The sequence below is a fragment of the Beduinella massiliensis genome, assembly GCF_900199405.1.
In the GTDB taxonomy this organism is placed as follows: domain Bacteria; phylum Bacillota; class Clostridia; order Christensenellales; family Aristaeellaceae; genus Beduinella; species Beduinella massiliensis.
The window spans coordinates 1,948,145-1,963,333 of record NZ_LT963430.1 but is presented as its reverse complement, the minus strand read 5'-3'; the positions used below and the strand labels follow the sequence as shown (position 1 = coordinate 1,963,333).

The following is a 15,189-nucleotide window of genomic DNA, read 5'->3' as shown; positions in this document are numbered from 1 at the left end:
TCATTCCTCCAATGCTTTCCATTCCATAGTGGCAATTTGGTACTCCCCGTCAAATTTGTCCGCGCGGAAAACGAAGCCAAAGCCCGCCGCGGTCAGGGCGTTTTCGGCCCGCTGTGCAAGGTCGCACAAACCGCTTTTCGCAAACACCCGAATTTCCACTGTGCATTCGCAACACGCAACTCTGTCGTCCGCGTAAAATGGTCTTTTCCGCGCCAACCGAACGATAGCGTACTCCACCGCCAGCCCATCCCGGCACAGTGCGTCCGCCTCTATGCCGACGCCGCGCAGCGCGGCAATGGCCGTCTCGTAAACCGTCATTTTGTGGTCCTCCTGATCGCCCGCTCGACGCCCGCGGCGATCTCTTTCAGCGCTTCGTCACGCCCTTCTTCCATCGCGGGAGCGAGATAGGGATGCGGGTCTGCGCGGCCCACCCCTCGCGGCCCTACGTGTCCGTTCTCCACAAGCCAGCCGTGAGAACCTTCGGGCCGCCGTGCAAGCACCTGAACTGACGTTTTTTCTTTTGTTGCCGTTATGTTTCCAACGTCAATCGAAGGCCCGAGATTGCCAGAACGATTGCGAATCCCGCGCTTTGCCAGTTCCGCAATTATATCGCCTCCGCGCCGAAGACCTTCCCGCACCTCCTCGCGTTGCGACGCGACCATCGAGGTTTCCACAAGCTTCCCGTATGTCTCCGCAATGCCCCTTACGTCCAACGTCACGCTCGCACTCACAGAACGGCCTCCTCACACGTAAGTTCAGTTTCGCGCGCGCTCTTGTCATCGTAGGCGCGGAGCACCTTGTACGTCGTACCCTGATGCCGTACAAATATCTGTCCCGCGTACTCGCCTTGCCAAATCGTTACCTTGAGCACCGGCGTCATGCCGACCGCCGCGCTTTCGTAAAATTCCTTCATCCCAACGCGGGCGGTATAAGCGAATACCCGCTGCGCGGCGCGCTCGTCCGGTTTCGGCGCGGTAGGCGGAGAACCGGCGTCTTTGGGGAACAACGTCACCACGTCGTTTTTGCGCTTCATTCGCCCACCGCCTTGCGCAGCGCATCCGTCATCGCTCCGTAGCTGCTTTCAAACGCCGCGCGCACATCCGGGTCGTCGGCCTGCTGCGCCCGTGCGTAGGTCGTGATAGCCATGCGGGCAAGCGGCTCCGTAAGCCGCGCATCCGCGACGCCGACGCGGCGCAGGTCATCCCGCGCCGCGTCGATCATCAGGGCAATTTCTCCGTCAAGCGCGTGTGTGCTGTACCGCAGCGCCGTTCGTACCTCAGAGACCAGTGATTGCTCGCGGAAGTCCGCAATCATGCCCCCTACCTCCGCGCGCACCTCCTCCGGCGCGGCTTCGCACGCCCCAAGGATGCCTTCCAGCAGCTCATCAATCAGCATGCAACGCGCCCCCCTTCATTCAGCTCGCCGCCTTCGACGGGATGGTTACGATCTCGTACGCTTCAGGCCGCGTGATGGTGCCGCCGATCATCGCCTCGCCGCGTACGGCAATAAGCCCTTCCGCGAACTTGTAGTCGCGGGACATTTCCACCTCAAACGGCCCGAACAGGCCCAGCTTGTAGGCTCTCGGCACGCCGTAGACCATCGTCGGGATCGCCGCGTCGCCCTGCGCGGTGCCGCTCAGCGCGTTCAGCTTCGGGCAGATGCAGTAGCGCACGGATACGCCGCCGTCCTTGATGATGCCGGTGTTCGGGTTCTGCGCGTCCGGCGTGATCTCGTAGACGTACTTTTTCTCGTTCGTGCCGCGCACATCGCCGAAGGCCAGCAGGTCCTTTTTGTTGAGGAACAGCACAGCGCCGCCGATGATGTTGTTGTCCCCGCCGAAGTTCATCACGATGTTGCGCAGCGTCTTTTCGTCGATTACGCCCTTGCTCCCGCTGTCCAGTTTTGCGATAAGCGTGGTGTGCATGTCCTTTGGCGTTTCGCTCTCCCCCGTGACGTAGCTCTTGCAGTTGTACAGGCCAACCGGGCCGGGCGCACCTGCGGCGGTCTGGATCATGTCCGCCACTTTCTGGCGGAGCGCAATACTCGCGCCGCGGCGCACCTTGTCCTCGAGCTGCACGTTGGTCACGCGGTAAATGTCCTTGCTCACGTACGAAATCACCGAAACGGGCTTCGGCGTGATCTTCACCATTCCGGTCGCAAGGTCGCTTTCGTTCGGGCTCTTGCCCTCGCCGGGATGATCGCCCGCTTCCTGCCAGTGTTCGATGTAGGTTTCGGTGTACTCCGTCATGCCGGTAAGGTCTTCGGTTTCTACCATGTCGATGATGCTCGACACCGTGTTCATCGGCTCGGAGACGTTCGCGCCGTTTCCCTTCGGCGCGCTGATGTTTCCGCCGGAGAAAAGCAGCGCGCGCAGCTCGTCCGCGCCCAGCTTTACGGATTTGCCGCGGCGGAGCTGTTCGCCCCGCGTATCCTCGCGGCTTCGCTGCAAGTCCGCAGGCTTCTGCTCGGGGGTTGCCTCCGGGCCGAGCTTGTCCATGAGCGCGTGGCGCGCCTCGAGCTTTTGCATCTCAGCGTCGAGGTTTTCCAGTTCCCCGGTCAGGCCGCGCAGTTCGTCGGTCGTCATGTCCGGCTTGTCGTTCAGTGCCTTGCGGATTTCCGCTTTGCGCTCTCTGATTTCGTTCAAACGCTTTTCCATGTTTGTTCATCCTTTCTTTTCACAGCAGGCTCATGATTTTCGCCCGCTCGATGTCCCGCTCGTTTGCGCGAATCGCGGTCATGGCGTCCCTGCGCCGCGCTTCGATCTCCGTGTCGCCGTAGGCCGGGATGTCAACGGCGCTCACGTCATGCACCACGCCGATTTTCTTGATGCGGTAGTCAATCGTAACCGCGTTTTCGTCCTCCGAAATGTTTCTTTCTTCCTCTGCGATGCGGAATCGAAACGACATTCCGCGAATGTACCCGTTTTCAACGTCCGCGTGCAGCCGCATATGCTCCGGGTCATCCGTGCGCAGTGTTGCACGCATGTGCAATCCCTCGTCGTCCGCTCGCAGCTCCAACGTGCCGTTGCGGTTGCGCGCAAACACCCTGCCCGCGTGGTTGTAGTTGAAAATCACGTCCGACATGTCGCATTCGCCAAACGCCCCGCGGCAAATCGTCTCCCGGATCGTGTATTTCACACCGTGCTCCGACCACTCGGCCAGAATGGTCGGGGATTCGCAGCGCGCGGCCAGCCCCTCAATGACCGGTACCTGCGCGCCCGCGTCGCCCAGCATCCGCGCCTGCGCTTCAAACCTTCGTTCCATTGTCTGCGCTCTCTCCATTGTCATTCACCTCCTTCGCCTGGCCGGTCTGATACTTGCTCTGGTCGCTCTCCTTGATGTAATTAAGCGACACCTGTCTCTCGTCTCCGCCCTTCACCGGCGCGTACCCAAACATCGCGCGCTGCTCGTTGGTCGTGAAAAGCCCCAGCTCGCGGGTCGCCTGAATCACGTTGACCTTCGTTTGCGTGCTCGCGTGGTTCAGCATGTTTTCCGAAAAAATCAGCCGGTTCCCGCGCGCATACTCGAGCGGCGTAAAGCAGGCGTTTGTAAACGCCTGGCTTGCGAGTTTTAGAATCGGCTCGATTTTGCCTTCGTAAAATGCCTTATACGTCGCCTCGTCGTACTCGTTTTTGATGATTTTTTCACTTACCCGGAAATACCGGTACAGCCCGTCGCGTATGTCCTGCATCTGCGCAGCCGTCAGGGCATATGTGCTGTTTCGTGAATCGAGCATCGTCACGTCGCTGTCCATGCCGACCGGCACGAACCCGCCGTCCTTTGCCGCCCGCGCGTACAACTCGTCGAACTCCTTCGCGGCTTTGAGCAAGGCAGGAGAGCCGTGGACGGTCATCTTCTGCTTGACAAATCCGCGAATCTTGTTCGAGACGCCGACCGCTTCCTGCATGCTCGTTTCGCCCGCCTCGATCATGTCCAACGTGCGTTTGAGCGCGGCGTTACCGTCCCCCATCGCATCGTGCGAATTATAAAACTTTCGCAGGCAAACGAGGTCTTCCAGCATCGCCCGGTATTCCGTTCCGGTCGAATCCACGAAGTTCACCGCATATTCGCCGTTGTCCAGCTTAAAGAATTCCGCCGTCCGGTAATTAACCGGAATGATCTCGCGCGGTACTACGCCATCCCAACGAATGCAGGCCAGCGCAGTCGTGTAGTTCTCCAACTGCGAAAACAGCTTGTAGCGCATTTCGTATGCGGTCATCAGGTTATTCGGCCGTACGTTCAGCAGCCTCGCGTAAGGGCTGTCGCGCCGGATGTCGCGAATGCGCTCGTCCTTGTCTACGACCACGTGCATCACGTCGGCTTTAGCCGCGTGGCTCGCAATGCAGTCGATGATCGCCCGAACCGTCTCCTGTTCGTACGCCGCGCGGTCATATGACACCGACCGCGCGCCAAAGGAAAACCCGGTGACGCTGTGCGTCATCCGGGCGAGGATTTTATCGAATAGGCCCACCGTATCACCCCATCTCTACGTACTGCATGTATTCGTCGTAGTGGCGCAGGTAGCACACCCATGCATTAAGCAGCGAGACCGTGCCGTCTATGCGCTGGCTCTCGCGCAGTTTGCGCGGCTCGATGCTCTTCACTCCGTCTTCGTTGCGCGATTTGGCGACCGTGTTTGTCAGGCACCACATCGTCACCGGATTCCGGTTGTAGTTCACGGACTTCGCCGCGAGCTGCGCGCCCAGCTCCTTCATCGGCTGCGTCCACGTAAATGCTCCCTGCGCGACTTTTTCCATGACGTTGGCCGGGTGCCGCTCCCCCATCCATGTAAATCCGTGTCCGTCCATGTCGTCAAGCCAGTACCCCGCCAGCGCGCGGTCAAATCCGATGTAAAGCGGCCTTATGCCGTATTCGTCGCGCATGCGCGTAAACCACGCCGTTACCGCATGATAATCCACCTGGTTCCCGCGGCAGATCGTCACGAGGCCGTTTTGTGCCCAAACTCTGTAAGGGGCTTCGCGCGGCCTGCCGTCCGGTGTGTCCTCAAGCTCCTCGACCTTTTTCTCGGGTATAAAATACTGCTGCAAAACATAGATGACCGGATCGTCGGGCTTGCGCACCATCAGCGTGGCGCATGTGAGGTCCGTCGTCGCGGACAGATCGCATCCTCCGATTGCCACCGAATCCCTCAGATCGTCCAAGGCATAGGTCAAATCGTTCTTGATCTCGTCGTAGGTCAGCCACGCCTCCGCGCTGATCTGTGGCATGTCAAATTCCTTGCATAGCAGATTCGCCACCAGTCGCGGGTTTCGTTTGGCTTTCTCGACTTTGAGGGCCAGCGCGTCTGCGCGCTTAATCGTCCCGAGGCCCGGATTCGCTTTCTGCCAGCAGGCCGGGTCCTTCCATTCGTCTATCGCGTCCAGCCTGTACAACGCCGCGAGCAGTGTGTCGTCCCGCATGCCGTCAATCTCGTTCAGGCTGTTTATCGCCTCTTGGTTTTTCTCGTCATAGAGGCCGCCGCGCACAAAGCCCGCCGTCGTGGTCATGAGTGTAACGGGCTGCTCTCTCGCGCTCTCGCCGTCTACGATGACGTTGTACAAGTCCATGCCCGGCCAAGCGTGCGTCTCATCCATGATCGCTCCGTGCACGTTTAGGCCGTCCAGCGTCTCGCTGTCAGCGCCCAATGGTTTCATTACGCATCCGTCGTATTCTCCGACGCCGACGATCTCCGCGACCAGTGTTTTTAGCCGTTTCCGTAATACAGGCGACTTGCGCACCATTCGCTTGGCTTCCAGCCAAATGATCTTCGCCTGATCGCGCTTGGTCGCGGCGTTGTAGATTTCCGCACCCATTTCGCCATCGGCCACCATGAGGTATAGCGCGATAGCTGCCGCGAACGTGGATTTGCCATTTTTGCGTCCAACCTCAAGCAGCGCTTCGCGGAATCTGCGCAGCCTCGTTTCCTCATGGACAAAACCAAAAAGAGCCGCGCAGAAAGCTTTCTGCCACAGCTCTAAAACAAAAGGCTTCCCGCCCGCCGCTCCCTTCGAGTGCTTGCAATAGGTCTGGATAAAATCAATGGCATGCCACGCAAGATCGTTGTCATATACCCACGGCGCGCGTGGCGTCTCGATGTCGCGTACCAACCCGCCGTAGAGTTTGATGATCGTCTGTGGCACGGCGACGCGGCCCGCCTCGATATCCTCCCAATATGCGATGATCGGGTTTGGTCGCTCCTTCGCCTGCCTCGTCATATTCTCACCCCTTGCGCGCGACGAAGCTCTCAAAGCCGTCGTCTTCTACCTTCGGCGCATCCTCCGGCAACATGTCCGCAAGCTGTTTCGTCAGCGCCGCATAGTTTTTAATCATCGCGTTGTATACCTCGACGTATGTGCTCTTTTTGTAGCCGGATTGATTCGCGCCGTTTTGATACGTCTCGCGCACACCCTCGGCGTCAATGTGCCGCTCGATGTCTGCGAGCTGCACCGTCATAAACGCCACGCGCGCAAGCAGCTTCATGGCAACGACCGCTTTGCCATCGTCCAGCACATCAAATCGCGGGAGCATCCGATCAAACTCGTCCTTTACGCCCGAACCCTCCGGCATTTCCTTCGTGATCTGTTTGTATGTGCTCGTCTTTTTAAGATTCAAATCCTCATCTCCCTAGTTTTACTTTCTTTGACCTACACCCATTATACGCGCGGCCCGTGTATTCTCTAAGGGTACCCCTCCACGGTTTCCCACACTATACCGATGCATCATACCCTCGGGGGGATTGCCTCGATCAGCCTGCCGTCCTCGTCAAATATCAGCCCGTCCTGCGCGCAACTCAAATGCGTATGCCTCAATCTGTGACAGCTTTGGCACAGCAATTCGAGGTTCGCGAAATCAATCGCCACTCGTTCGTCGTGTACATTGCTTTGTGTAAGCGGTATACGATGATGCACGATCTCTCCAGTTCCGCCGCAGCTTTCGCAGATGCCGAATGCATGCGCATAATAAAGTTTTCGCGTTTGTTTCCATAGCGATGATTGATAAAACGCCTTTATTTCCGGCGCACGCTCTTTCCATCCCACCCAATCACCTCCGGGGATATATTGCTCTCCGGCCCCGCCTCACCGATAAATATGAGAGCTGCCCGTCGGCCCGTAGGTAGGCCGCACACCCAAAGTGTTATCGGCGATCGCTATACCACTCGGGTATAGCGCCGCCGTTTCGTTTTCGAATTAGCATTCGTTTTTCTTTCGCTCTGCTAACAGCGCTTACAAGTCTTGTTACGTTTTTGTTGATTAGTGATGCTGGTATTCTAACAACTTCCCATTCAGCACCTAGAGATATGGCTATTAGGTTATCTCTCAAATTTTCTTTTGTGCGCTTTTCTTCTCCGTGATAAATCTCTCCATCTACTTCAAGAACGACTTTCATATCAGGTAAAACGAAATCAGCTCTATATCTGCTCCCAAACTTAACTTGATGTCTATATTTAATGTGTTTTTGTTCAAGCTCTATGGCAACCATGATTTCTTCAGTGCTTTCATATGACAACGGAGTGTGTATTCTTTTATGAACATCAGATATCGCTGTTTCATAATTTTCTATTCGTGCAACTTTCGCAATTCTTTGGATCGCATTATCCATTCTGCGTTCCTTAATTTCAAAAGTGTCAAGTATGCGCCTTTCGCTATCTCGTAACGCGTTGTTCGCTTTACATGCTTTGCAGGTGTATTTCGTTCCAGAGGTATAACGCATTACAAGCATTTCCTCCCCACAAATTGAACAGCGAGGATAATAATAACTGCCCCGTTGCTTTTTCACAATCTTTACACCATCTCGTTTTGCATCCTCGTACCCCATTCTCTCGCCTCCATGAATGAGAAAAGAGAGTGATATTCCAACACTCTCTTTTGTGGGTGTTTCCACCCACTAGCATTATATCACCTTTCAACTGCCCCAAAGTGTCCTAATTTCGCATTCCTAAGCAAAAAGAAAAACTTTCGTCGCGCCTCGTAGAACTGCCTACGGCCGCACGGTGGCTTTAAGGTCGTAATTCCTTCGTCGCGTGTAACGTTGCGCAATATATAAGCATACAAGTCGCCGCTCGCAGCTATTGCCGCCTGCTCGATCATCTCGCAGTCTCGCAGTAACCTATCTCGCTGTACTGCCGCCGCACACACGGGGTCTGATGTGTTGCTCCCGCGTGGCATGCCAGTAAGCTTTCCAGTCGTTCGATAAAGCATGTCTGCAGCTTCGGTCCTCTTTTCGTCATACCTCCGGCAAAACGCCTTGAGCTCTTCGTACTCCGATTTGCTGATTCCGTATTCGTCCAGTTTGAGCGCCCATTGTCTCAAGCGTTCCCCCTCCTTCCGTATCCCTCACGGATACGTTTTATGTAGCCGTAGGCGTTTTTGACCGTGATGCCCTCTGCCTCCGCGATCTCGCGTACCGTGGGCATTCGCCCCCGCGCGCGGAGGGAGGCATCCATCATCCGGCGGATGCGCTCGCGGCGGTCAAGATTTGCGCTCACGTTATCACCCTCCTTTGGATCGCTTCCTGTCGATGCTTCATAGCGGCCCTCGCTCGATCTCATCGAGAGCGTATCTCGCGCCTTCTACCTCTTCCATCGCGTCGTCAAGCGCGTTCCGGACTCCTTCCAGATGTTCCAGCACGTCTTTTAAGCTCATTGCCCTCGATCTGATTTCGAGGCGATCCTCGAGCATGTTTGCAACGTCGTCGCCACAAAACTGCCGGACTACACAGATGAGCGCGTCGTCGCCGTCGATGTTTATTGCGTCGTTTATTTTGACGATGCGGGGATAGATTCCGTTGTAGTTCACTTTTCCACGGCCTTTCCGATATGCTCCGGTTTGGTAAAGCTAAATATCCCGTCGAATCTCGCAAAGTCTTTGACGGTTTCGCCTCTGTATTTTGACTGCCAGCATTTGCGGCATTGCGAGTGGCAGACGGCGTATCTGTTTATGTTGAAATAGTGATACGGGCACCCGCACACGCCGCCCGCGAATGCCGGTTTAAAAATGTTGCTGCAGAACTGCTCTTTTATGATCGTTTTCGCTGCGTCTTTGTACGTCACTCAGTTAGTCTCCTTTGCTTGATTTTCGGACAGTATCCGCAAGTCCGGCATATCCAGTAGCCGCCGCTGAAAGTGTAGACAAATTTCATGCCAGCGCCGCATTTGGGGCATCTGTACATGCGCATCACCTCGTTAGTTTTTTGGCGGCCCTTTTGTACCTCGCAAACCTCGCACGCGCAAACGCCGCAAACGCCATGTAATCCGCCTCGTGCACCGTCCCGGCGTGTACGTCGTGTACGCGCCGCTCAAAATCGTCGATGCCGCCAAACCAGCAGCCCGCGCGCACGTATATGTCGCCGGTCTGCGTGTTGCAGTAGGCGTAGGCCGTGCGGTTTACGCTCCCAATGTTGCTCGCTGCAAAAAACGTTGCATTTTGCACCGCGCCGTTTTCAAGCTCGCACCTGTCGCCCAGCTCGCACCTGTCGCCCATCTTGCACCAGTTGCCCAGCTTGCACTCGTTACCCAGCTCGCACCCGTCGCCCAGCTCGCACCTGTCGCCCAGCTCGCACCAGTTGCCCAGCTCGCACCGGTTGCCCAGCGTGCAGCCGTCGCCCATCTTGCACCTGTTGCCCAGCGTGCAGCCGTCGCCCAGCTCGCACCAGTCGCCCAGCTCGCCCCCGTTGCCCAGGGTGCACTCGTTACCCAGCTTGCACCAGTCGCCCAGCTCGCACCCGTCGCCAAAAACCAGTTTGTCCGCGCCGAAATCTACGTCAGACCAGTCGCCGCCGGGACAGTACAGGTAGCCGTCATCTGCGCGCTTAAGCGTGTCGAAATCCGATTGAGTGTATTTTTTCATGGGTTTTGTGCCTCCTCCTCGCTGTCGTACTCGCTGATCGTGTCGTCGCTCATGATGATTTTGTCTACGCTGTCAAACGCGCAGGGCCGAATCTCCATCAGCTCCTCGGTTGTGTATACGTCTAGCAGGCTCATTTGTCCGTTCGCCCTCTCCATTCGCAGCGCTCTCAACGGGTCGCCCATCCCGCTGCGCATCACGAGCGCCCCTCTCGTTCGAGCCATGCCAGCACCTCGCGTTGCGCTTCGTATTTGAGCCCGTCCTTTTCCAGTTTCGCCGGACGGGCCTCCTTGAATCGTTCTCCGCCCCAAGCCTTGCCGATCTCACGGGCAAAGCGTAGGCTTTCCGGGTATTCGACGCCCGTGTTGCCAAAAATGATGTACGGCTTTCTCTCCGGAAAATATGTGCGGATCAGCCACCACAGCACGGTCGAATCTTTTCCACCGCTGAACGCAATCGCCTGATTGTGCCGAGATGCGGCAAATCCTTCTCCGATAGCCTGTACTGCGCGCTCGATCTTCGCATCAAGGGGCAGGGCCTGCAAATCGTCCAACTCAGTATAGCGTATACTCATACGCTCACCCTCCCCGCCGCCCGGGTGATCGCTTCTCCTCGCGCGGCACGTATCCGCGCACCGGTGATCCGTAGCCGTGCCGCGCGGCCTCCCGCAGCTCGTCCATGAGCTGACAGCGGCGGCGGGGCCTGTTGATCGCCACTTTATCGCTGTATCGTCTCAGTTTCATTTTCTGCCCGCCCCCTCCTGCGTTATGTCAGGTCTCAATATCCGCATAAACCAACGGCACGCATTCGACACGAGCGTCCAGAATTTGTAGTTCGTCAGGGCCCGGAGATACGCAAAATACGTGGTTAATTTACGCATTCCGCCACCCGCTTTCCAGCAGCCCCGGAAGCTCTTTCTCGATCGCCTGCCGCAGTTCGTCGGCGCACAGCGCGTCATCCACCGTCCGCGTCATCGCCTCGAAAAACCTGTAGCAGCGCTCCTTGCCGAATCCAAAGTCGCGATGCAGCACGAGCAGCGCCGCGAGCTGGATCATGTTGTTTTTGTGCTCCTCCGTCTCCATGATGATGTCGGTCGCGGCCCGTTTCGCCTCGTCCATCGTAAACTTCATCCGCGCGGCGCGGCGGCGATATGCTCTGTTCATGGCGTTACCTCCGTGATCTCGATTTCTACCCGAGGTGTCAACGCATACCATTTTTCAATCGACGCCTCGACGATTTGCCGGTCATCTGCGTATGCAATTCCGTTTAGTGCGTCCAGCACGAGCTTGAGGATGTTGTCGGCATCCGGCTTAACCGCGGGGCGTATATCGCCGGAAATCATTTGCATACGTACTGCATTGCTTGTTCCGCTCGGGATTCCGTGCCATGCGGTAACTTTGATTCGCGCATATCGTTCAACCGGCTTTATATGCCCCGCAAGGCTTTTGACAGACTCTTCGGCCTTGCGTGTTGCATCTGGTGTGTATGCGTGTCCTGATCTCGTATCGAAACGCGGACGCCCCTTTCCGCACGGCCTGCCGGGTACAATGATTTTCTGTGTCACTTCGTGTCATCGTCCTTCATGATGTCGTAAAACAGCGCGTCCAGTTCGTTTTCGGGGTATTGCCGCTGGTCATAGTGATGCTTGGCGACCTCCTTGACAGGGCGGGCAGATTCGGTTCCCGGCTTCGATGTGCTGAATCCGTTGCGCTCCCAATTTCGTACGGCCGCCCGCCAGTCCTTCATGGGGTTTTTACCGACTTTCCAGCCGTTGGCCTCGTAGTAGTCAAGCCAGCGTTGCGCGTCGACCTTGTTTTTTCGTTCGAGGCAATACGCCGCGACTTCCTCGAGCGTCGGCGGGGCAAAACGGTGCGCGCGCGGCGCAGGCTTGCCCTGCGCGCCCCCATTCGTATTGGATTCGGATACGGATTGGATTGGATTACGTGGACATTTGCTTTCATCTGCCTGCATGTGCTCGCTCATGTTTTCATCTGCTTGCATGTGCATGCAGATGTTTTCAGGCTCTTGCGCTGTGTCGGCAGGCGTTGGATACTTGCTCTTTTTTGCACGGATTGTCTGGTGCGCTTCCCACGTACGAATTTGAAGGAACGAACGACCATCTACTATGTATAGATCGATCATGCCAGCCGACCGTAGTGATTTGAGCGCGTCCTTAATCTGCTTGTCCGTGATCGTTTTGAGCGGAAACAGCCGGGCCCGCAGAATTGCCGGGCGGGCGTCCATCCTGCCGTAATCGTCGCAGTTTACAATGAGCCTGTAAAAGCAAACCTCCTCGAACCATGAAAGCGTGTCAAGGTTGTCGCTTGTGCAAATGCTCTCCTTGATGATCCTGTTAGGCACTGTCACCGCCTCTTTCGGCCGCCTGTTCGCGCGAGATCGCCGGGGCGGGATGGTAGGCGTAGTCCGCGAGTAGCGCGCCGTCTAGACTGAGATAACACGGCAAATGCTTGCCAAGCATAGACTGCGGTAGCCCGTATCTGATAAAACTCAGCAGGGCATTGTTCGTTTCGATGCGACGCGCATGCTGCGTTTCTTTGACGTGCGAGAGCTTAAACGCCCCTTCGTCGCCCTGCTTCGCGGAATAGATGCGCACAAGCAGGGCTTTGGTATCTATTCCGATGGTAATGTACTCTGCTCTCAGCAGTTTCCACGCCGCAGCACTGATGTAAAGCATTTTCGGCGTGATCGAAATATACGCTTCGTTCGGTGTCGCGCGCGATGATCGTTTTTTTATCGGCATAATACACTTGAACGCCATATGATCGCCTCCCGTCAGAACGGTAAATCGCCGTCTTCCACCTGCTCAAATCCCGCGGGGATGCCCGTACCGCCTGGCGCTCTGGCTTGCTGGTTCTTGGGCGTCAGGAACTCAACCTCGTCTGCAACCACCTCAAAAGCGGCGCGCTTGCTCCCGTCTTTCACCTGATAAGTGCGCGTCTGAATCGACCCGCACACCGCGACCTTCCGGCCTTTCTCAAGGTAGTTCACGCACAGGTCGGCCAGTTGCTTCCATGCGACGATGTTGATAAAATCCGTCTCCTGCTGGCCGGTCTGCTGATTGCGAAACCGCCTGTTGACCGCGATGGAGAAGGAACACACTGATGTGCCGGATTGTGTAGTGCGCATCTCCGGATCACGCGTGAGGTTTCCTATCAAAATGACTTTGTTCATTCCTGCCCCTCCGTCTTTTCGAGGTACACCGCGTCTCCCTGCATGTGAATCTTGATAGTTGCAAACTCAGGTCGTCTTCTTGTTGCGACGGTACGGGCGGTTCCGTAGAAACTTCTGAGTTCTTTTTTGTCCTTAAATTCGCAAATGCGTGCGACGGCATTGCTGCTCTCTAAAAAATCGTGCATTATGTCGTAGGCTCTGCTTTTCCGCATGAATCTGCGTCTCTCTGGAATCTTGTTCGCCTCGTAATCAACTTTCATGGCTTGCTCCTTTTTGTTCTCAGTTTGTATATTTTCGATATCTTCTCGTCGATCTGAACGGGTTCCAGGTGGTACCGCGCCATAAACGCCGCGTCCCCGCGGTGATCGACCTCGATGTGGTGTATCCTGCAAAGGGGTAGGGCGCGTCGTCCGATGTGTTCTATCTGCGTGCGGTCGTTGCCCATGCCCACGCGGTCTACGTGGTGCAGCTCCGCGCGCTTGCCGCACACGGCGCACTTCTTATGCACCAAACAGGCGTATACGTACCGCTGGATGTCGTCGCACAGCGTCACGAGGGGCACATGCGTCGGCACGTCAAACTCGAGCACAAAGTCGATAAGGTAGGCAACGAACTCGCGAGCCGTCGTCATGTCGCAGTTCGACAGGCTGAACAATTCCTTTTCGAGCGCCTGCAGGTGGCGATGGACGAACTCGCGCTTTTGTACCAGCTTGATTTCCTCGACCTCGTATCCCGCCCACTCCGCGATCTCGCCCAGCAGGGCATAGGCTTTGCGACGCTGCTCCGGACTGATTCTGCGTCCGTCGGGCAGGCCGACCTGCACCGCGTCATACCGGCGCAGGCACAGCCTTTCGACGTTGGTGTAGGGCACAAAGATCGTGATTCCCTCCGGCGTCGCGTTCACGATCTTGCCGTCAACGACTTCCATCTTCGTTCACCGTATTCGCCGCGTTTGCTGCGTTCAGCGCATTGTATTTTTCCATACAGGCCGGGCACAGGTTCATTTCACTTGCGCGCCTGGTGGACATGCGCCACTTGTCAGCCGTGTAGACCTTGCCTTCGTAAACCACGTTGCCGATCAGCTCCCCGCAGTTATCGCGAGGGGTGGCCTTCGCCGGGGGCGCGGGTTGATTGGAAGGAGGCGATGACGGGGCCTGTGGCCTGTCGTACTTCGTCTGCGCGCCTGCGGACCAATAGATGTTTGCTCCGACACCCAGAGCCTTCGCGGCAACGCTGATGGCATCCGTAAGGGCCATTTTGAAGCATTCGTCCGACGTGTAAGGCCCGTTTTTCTCCTTCGCGATCAGCATGTTCCCGCCAAGGCCGGGAATGGCCGACGACCTCAATCCATCCTCTTTGAGATACCAAAGTCCGATCTGGACGAACGCGCACTTCTCGCCGTTCGCCCCCTCTTCCGTCCACATCCGCTCGATCTCATAACCCCATCCGTCTCCGCATGGCCCGAACAGCTCCGTGAGCACTTGGATACGCCACATGGGGTTGATGTCCGTTTTCCCCTTGAGCCGCCCTGCCTGTATGGCCTTTTGAGCCTGTGCGGGCACGGCGCGGACGGCGTTGTAGATGGTCATCTTATCCATTGCACACTACCTCGAATTTTTCGCTGCTCATTCCGGCTTTCAGGCCGTCGACCACCTCGCCGGTCTCGCTGTCGACGCACGCACCGTCTTCCAGCGGCTTCACGAGCTTCTTGAAGTCGGCCCACGCCGCCTTATCGACTGTCTTGACCATCTCCGGGTGGTTGGCCTTGAGGTAGGCCAGTAGCTTGTCCTCGTCGCGCTCAAACTGTAGCGAGGGAGCCTTGAGCACCAGCTTCGCGGACGGAAGCGCGTATGACGCCTGCGTCTTCGTGCACTTTGCCGGGCACGTCGTAAAGTAATCGTAAAGCAGCCGCTCGAAGTATGCGCATTCGCGCTCTGTGGCCTCTTCAGCCGCCCGAAGCTGGGCGTCGTAGTGCGCCCGCAACCGCTCAAGATCGCGCCTCTTCTCAGCAATCTTCCGCGCCGCCCAGTCGGCAGAAAGGTCGTCTGTAATCGAAAACGGCTCCGTTGTCTCCGTGATCCTCTGTGTCTCGCTCATTCGGTTTCCTCCTTCTTTTGCGCGCCATCGCGTACGCTCGTTCCGTCTCCGCCTGTTCG

28 protein-coding genes are annotated in these 15,189 nt (G+C 56.9%); all 28 read right to left on the bottom strand.

Annotated elements, in window-relative coordinates:
• Complete coding sequence (locus tag C1725_RS09615; RefSeq protein ID WP_102411397.1) at positions 1-318, bottom strand: hypothetical protein; 318 nt, start codon at positions 316-318, stop codon at positions 1-3.
• On the bottom strand, positions 315-731 hold the full coding sequence (locus tag C1725_RS09610; RefSeq protein ID WP_102411396.1) for an HK97 gp10 family phage protein: 417 nt from the start codon (positions 729-731) through the stop codon (positions 315-317). The genes C1725_RS09615 and C1725_RS09610 overlap by 4 nt, the downstream gene beginning before the upstream one ends.
• Positions 728-1,033, bottom strand: a complete 306-nt coding sequence (locus C1725_RS09605; RefSeq protein ID WP_102411395.1) for a hypothetical protein — start codon at positions 1,031-1,033, stop codon at positions 728-730. The genes C1725_RS09610 and C1725_RS09605 overlap by 4 nt, the downstream gene beginning before the upstream one ends.
• The gene (locus C1725_RS09600) at positions 1,030-1,395 is read right to left on the bottom strand and encodes a hypothetical protein (protein ID WP_102411394.1); all 366 of its coding nucleotides are present in this window, start codon (positions 1,393-1,395) and stop codon (positions 1,030-1,032) included. The genes C1725_RS09605 and C1725_RS09600 overlap by 4 nt, the downstream gene beginning before the upstream one ends.
• 19 nt (positions 1,396-1,414) lie before the next feature.
• Positions 1,415-2,656 (bottom strand): phage major capsid protein, encoded by a 1,242-nt coding sequence (locus C1725_RS09595; RefSeq protein WP_102411393.1) that lies wholly within the window; start codon positions 2,654-2,656, stop codon positions 1,415-1,417.
• A gap of 19 nt (positions 2,657-2,675) precedes the next feature.
• Positions 2,676-3,281, bottom strand: coding sequence for an HK97 family phage prohead protease (locus C1725_RS09590; protein ID WP_346026531.1), 606 nt, complete (start codon positions 3,279-3,281; stop codon positions 2,676-2,678).
• A complete protein-coding gene (locus C1725_RS09585) occupies positions 3,247-4,470 on the bottom strand; it encodes a phage portal protein (protein ID WP_146009209.1) in 1,224 nt (407 codons plus the stop codon). The genes C1725_RS09590 and C1725_RS09585 overlap by 35 nt, the downstream gene beginning before the upstream one ends.
• Positions 4,471-4,474: 4 nt before the next feature.
• Positions 4,475-6,214, bottom strand: coding sequence for a terminase large subunit domain-containing protein (locus C1725_RS09580; protein WP_102411390.1), 1,740 nt, complete (start codon positions 6,212-6,214; stop codon positions 4,475-4,477).
• A 4-nt stretch (positions 6,215-6,218) separates the two neighbouring features.
• Positions 6,219-6,611, bottom strand: a complete 393-nt coding sequence (locus C1725_RS09575; RefSeq protein ID WP_102411389.1) for a hypothetical protein — start codon at positions 6,609-6,611, stop codon at positions 6,219-6,221.
• Between the two features lie 107 nt (positions 6,612-6,718).
• Positions 6,719-7,036: an HNH endonuclease gene (locus C1725_RS09570; RefSeq protein ID WP_346026530.1), complete on the bottom strand. Its 318-nt coding sequence runs from the start codon at positions 7,034-7,036 to the stop codon at positions 6,719-6,721.
• 97 nt (positions 7,037-7,133) lie between these two features.
• Positions 7,134-7,814, bottom strand: a complete 681-nt coding sequence (locus C1725_RS18990; RefSeq protein ID WP_146009208.1) for a DUF559 domain-containing protein — start codon at positions 7,812-7,814, stop codon at positions 7,134-7,136.
• An 80-nt stretch (positions 7,815-7,894) separates the two neighbouring features.
• Positions 7,895-8,308 carry a hypothetical protein gene (locus tag C1725_RS09565; protein WP_102411387.1) on the bottom strand — a complete coding sequence of 138 codons (414 nt, stop codon included), beginning with the start codon at positions 8,306-8,308 and terminating at the stop codon, positions 7,895-7,897.
• On the bottom strand, positions 8,305-8,484 hold the full coding sequence (locus tag C1725_RS09560; protein WP_102411386.1) for a LexA family transcriptional regulator: 180 nt from the start codon (positions 8,482-8,484) through the stop codon (positions 8,305-8,307). Before C1725_RS09560 ends, C1725_RS09565 begins: the two co-directional genes overlap by 4 nt.
• A gap of 37 nt (positions 8,485-8,521) precedes the next feature.
• Positions 8,522-8,794, bottom strand: a complete 273-nt coding sequence (locus C1725_RS09555) for a hypothetical protein (RefSeq protein WP_102411385.1) — start codon at positions 8,792-8,794, stop codon at positions 8,522-8,524.
• Positions 8,791-9,048 carry a hypothetical protein gene (locus tag C1725_RS09550; protein WP_102411384.1) on the bottom strand — a complete coding sequence of 86 codons (258 nt, stop codon included), beginning with the start codon at positions 9,046-9,048 and terminating at the stop codon, positions 8,791-8,793. Before C1725_RS09550 ends, C1725_RS09555 begins: the two co-directional genes overlap by 4 nt.
• Before the next feature lie 124 nt (positions 9,049-9,172).
• Positions 9,173-9,844: an LbetaH domain-containing protein gene (locus C1725_RS09545; protein WP_102411383.1), complete on the bottom strand. Its 672-nt coding sequence runs from the start codon at positions 9,842-9,844 to the stop codon at positions 9,173-9,175.
• On the bottom strand, positions 9,841-10,065 hold the full coding sequence (locus C1725_RS09540; RefSeq protein ID WP_146009207.1) for a hypothetical protein: 225 nt from the start codon (positions 10,063-10,065) through the stop codon (positions 9,841-9,843). Before C1725_RS09540 ends, C1725_RS09545 begins: the two co-directional genes overlap by 4 nt.
• A complete protein-coding gene (locus C1725_RS09535; protein ID WP_102411381.1) occupies positions 10,038-10,415 on the bottom strand; it encodes a phosphoadenosine phosphosulfate reductase domain-containing protein in 378 nt (125 codons plus the stop codon). Before C1725_RS09535 ends, C1725_RS09540 begins: the two co-directional genes overlap by 28 nt.
• A gap of 4 nt (positions 10,416-10,419) precedes the next feature.
• Positions 10,420-10,584: a hypothetical protein gene (locus C1725_RS19325; protein ID WP_346026529.1), complete on the bottom strand. Its 165-nt coding sequence runs from the start codon at positions 10,582-10,584 to the stop codon at positions 10,420-10,422.
• 129 nt (positions 10,585-10,713) lie between these two features.
• Entirely contained in the window at positions 10,714-11,004 is a 291-nt protein-coding gene (locus C1725_RS09530; protein WP_102411380.1) for a hypothetical protein, read from the bottom strand.
• Positions 11,001-11,405, bottom strand: a complete 405-nt coding sequence (locus tag C1725_RS09525; protein ID WP_102411379.1) for a RusA family crossover junction endodeoxyribonuclease — start codon at positions 11,403-11,405, stop codon at positions 11,001-11,003. Before C1725_RS09525 ends, C1725_RS09530 begins: the two co-directional genes overlap by 4 nt.
• The gene (locus tag C1725_RS09520) at positions 11,402-12,202 is read right to left on the bottom strand and encodes a hypothetical protein (protein ID WP_102411378.1); all 801 of its coding nucleotides are present in this window, start codon (positions 12,200-12,202) and stop codon (positions 11,402-11,404) included. Before C1725_RS09520 ends, C1725_RS09525 begins: the two co-directional genes overlap by 4 nt.
• Entirely contained in the window at positions 12,195-12,620 is a 426-nt protein-coding gene (locus C1725_RS09515; protein ID WP_102411377.1) for a hypothetical protein, read from the bottom strand. Before C1725_RS09515 ends, C1725_RS09520 begins: the two co-directional genes overlap by 8 nt.
• Positions 12,621-12,634: 14 nt before the next feature.
• Positions 12,635-13,033, bottom strand: coding sequence for a single-stranded DNA-binding protein (locus C1725_RS09510; RefSeq protein ID WP_102411376.1), 399 nt, complete (start codon positions 13,031-13,033; stop codon positions 12,635-12,637).
• Positions 13,030-13,293 carry a hypothetical protein gene (locus tag C1725_RS09505; RefSeq protein ID WP_102411375.1) on the bottom strand — a complete coding sequence of 88 codons (264 nt, stop codon included), beginning with the start codon at positions 13,291-13,293 and terminating at the stop codon, positions 13,030-13,032. The genes C1725_RS09510 and C1725_RS09505 overlap by 4 nt, the downstream gene beginning before the upstream one ends.
• On the bottom strand, positions 13,290-13,961 hold the full coding sequence (locus C1725_RS09500) for a putative HNHc nuclease (RefSeq protein ID WP_102411374.1): 672 nt from the start codon (positions 13,959-13,961) through the stop codon (positions 13,290-13,292). Before C1725_RS09500 ends, C1725_RS09505 begins: the two co-directional genes overlap by 4 nt.
• Complete coding sequence (locus C1725_RS09495; RefSeq protein ID WP_102411373.1) at positions 13,948-14,631, bottom strand: hypothetical protein; 684 nt, start codon at positions 14,629-14,631, stop codon at positions 13,948-13,950. The genes C1725_RS09500 and C1725_RS09495 overlap by 14 nt, the downstream gene beginning before the upstream one ends.
• Positions 14,624-15,130, bottom strand: coding sequence for a host-nuclease inhibitor Gam family protein (locus tag C1725_RS09490; protein ID WP_102411372.1), 507 nt, complete (start codon positions 15,128-15,130; stop codon positions 14,624-14,626). Before C1725_RS09490 ends, C1725_RS09495 begins: the two co-directional genes overlap by 8 nt.
• Positions 15,131-15,189: the final 59 nt, after the last annotated feature.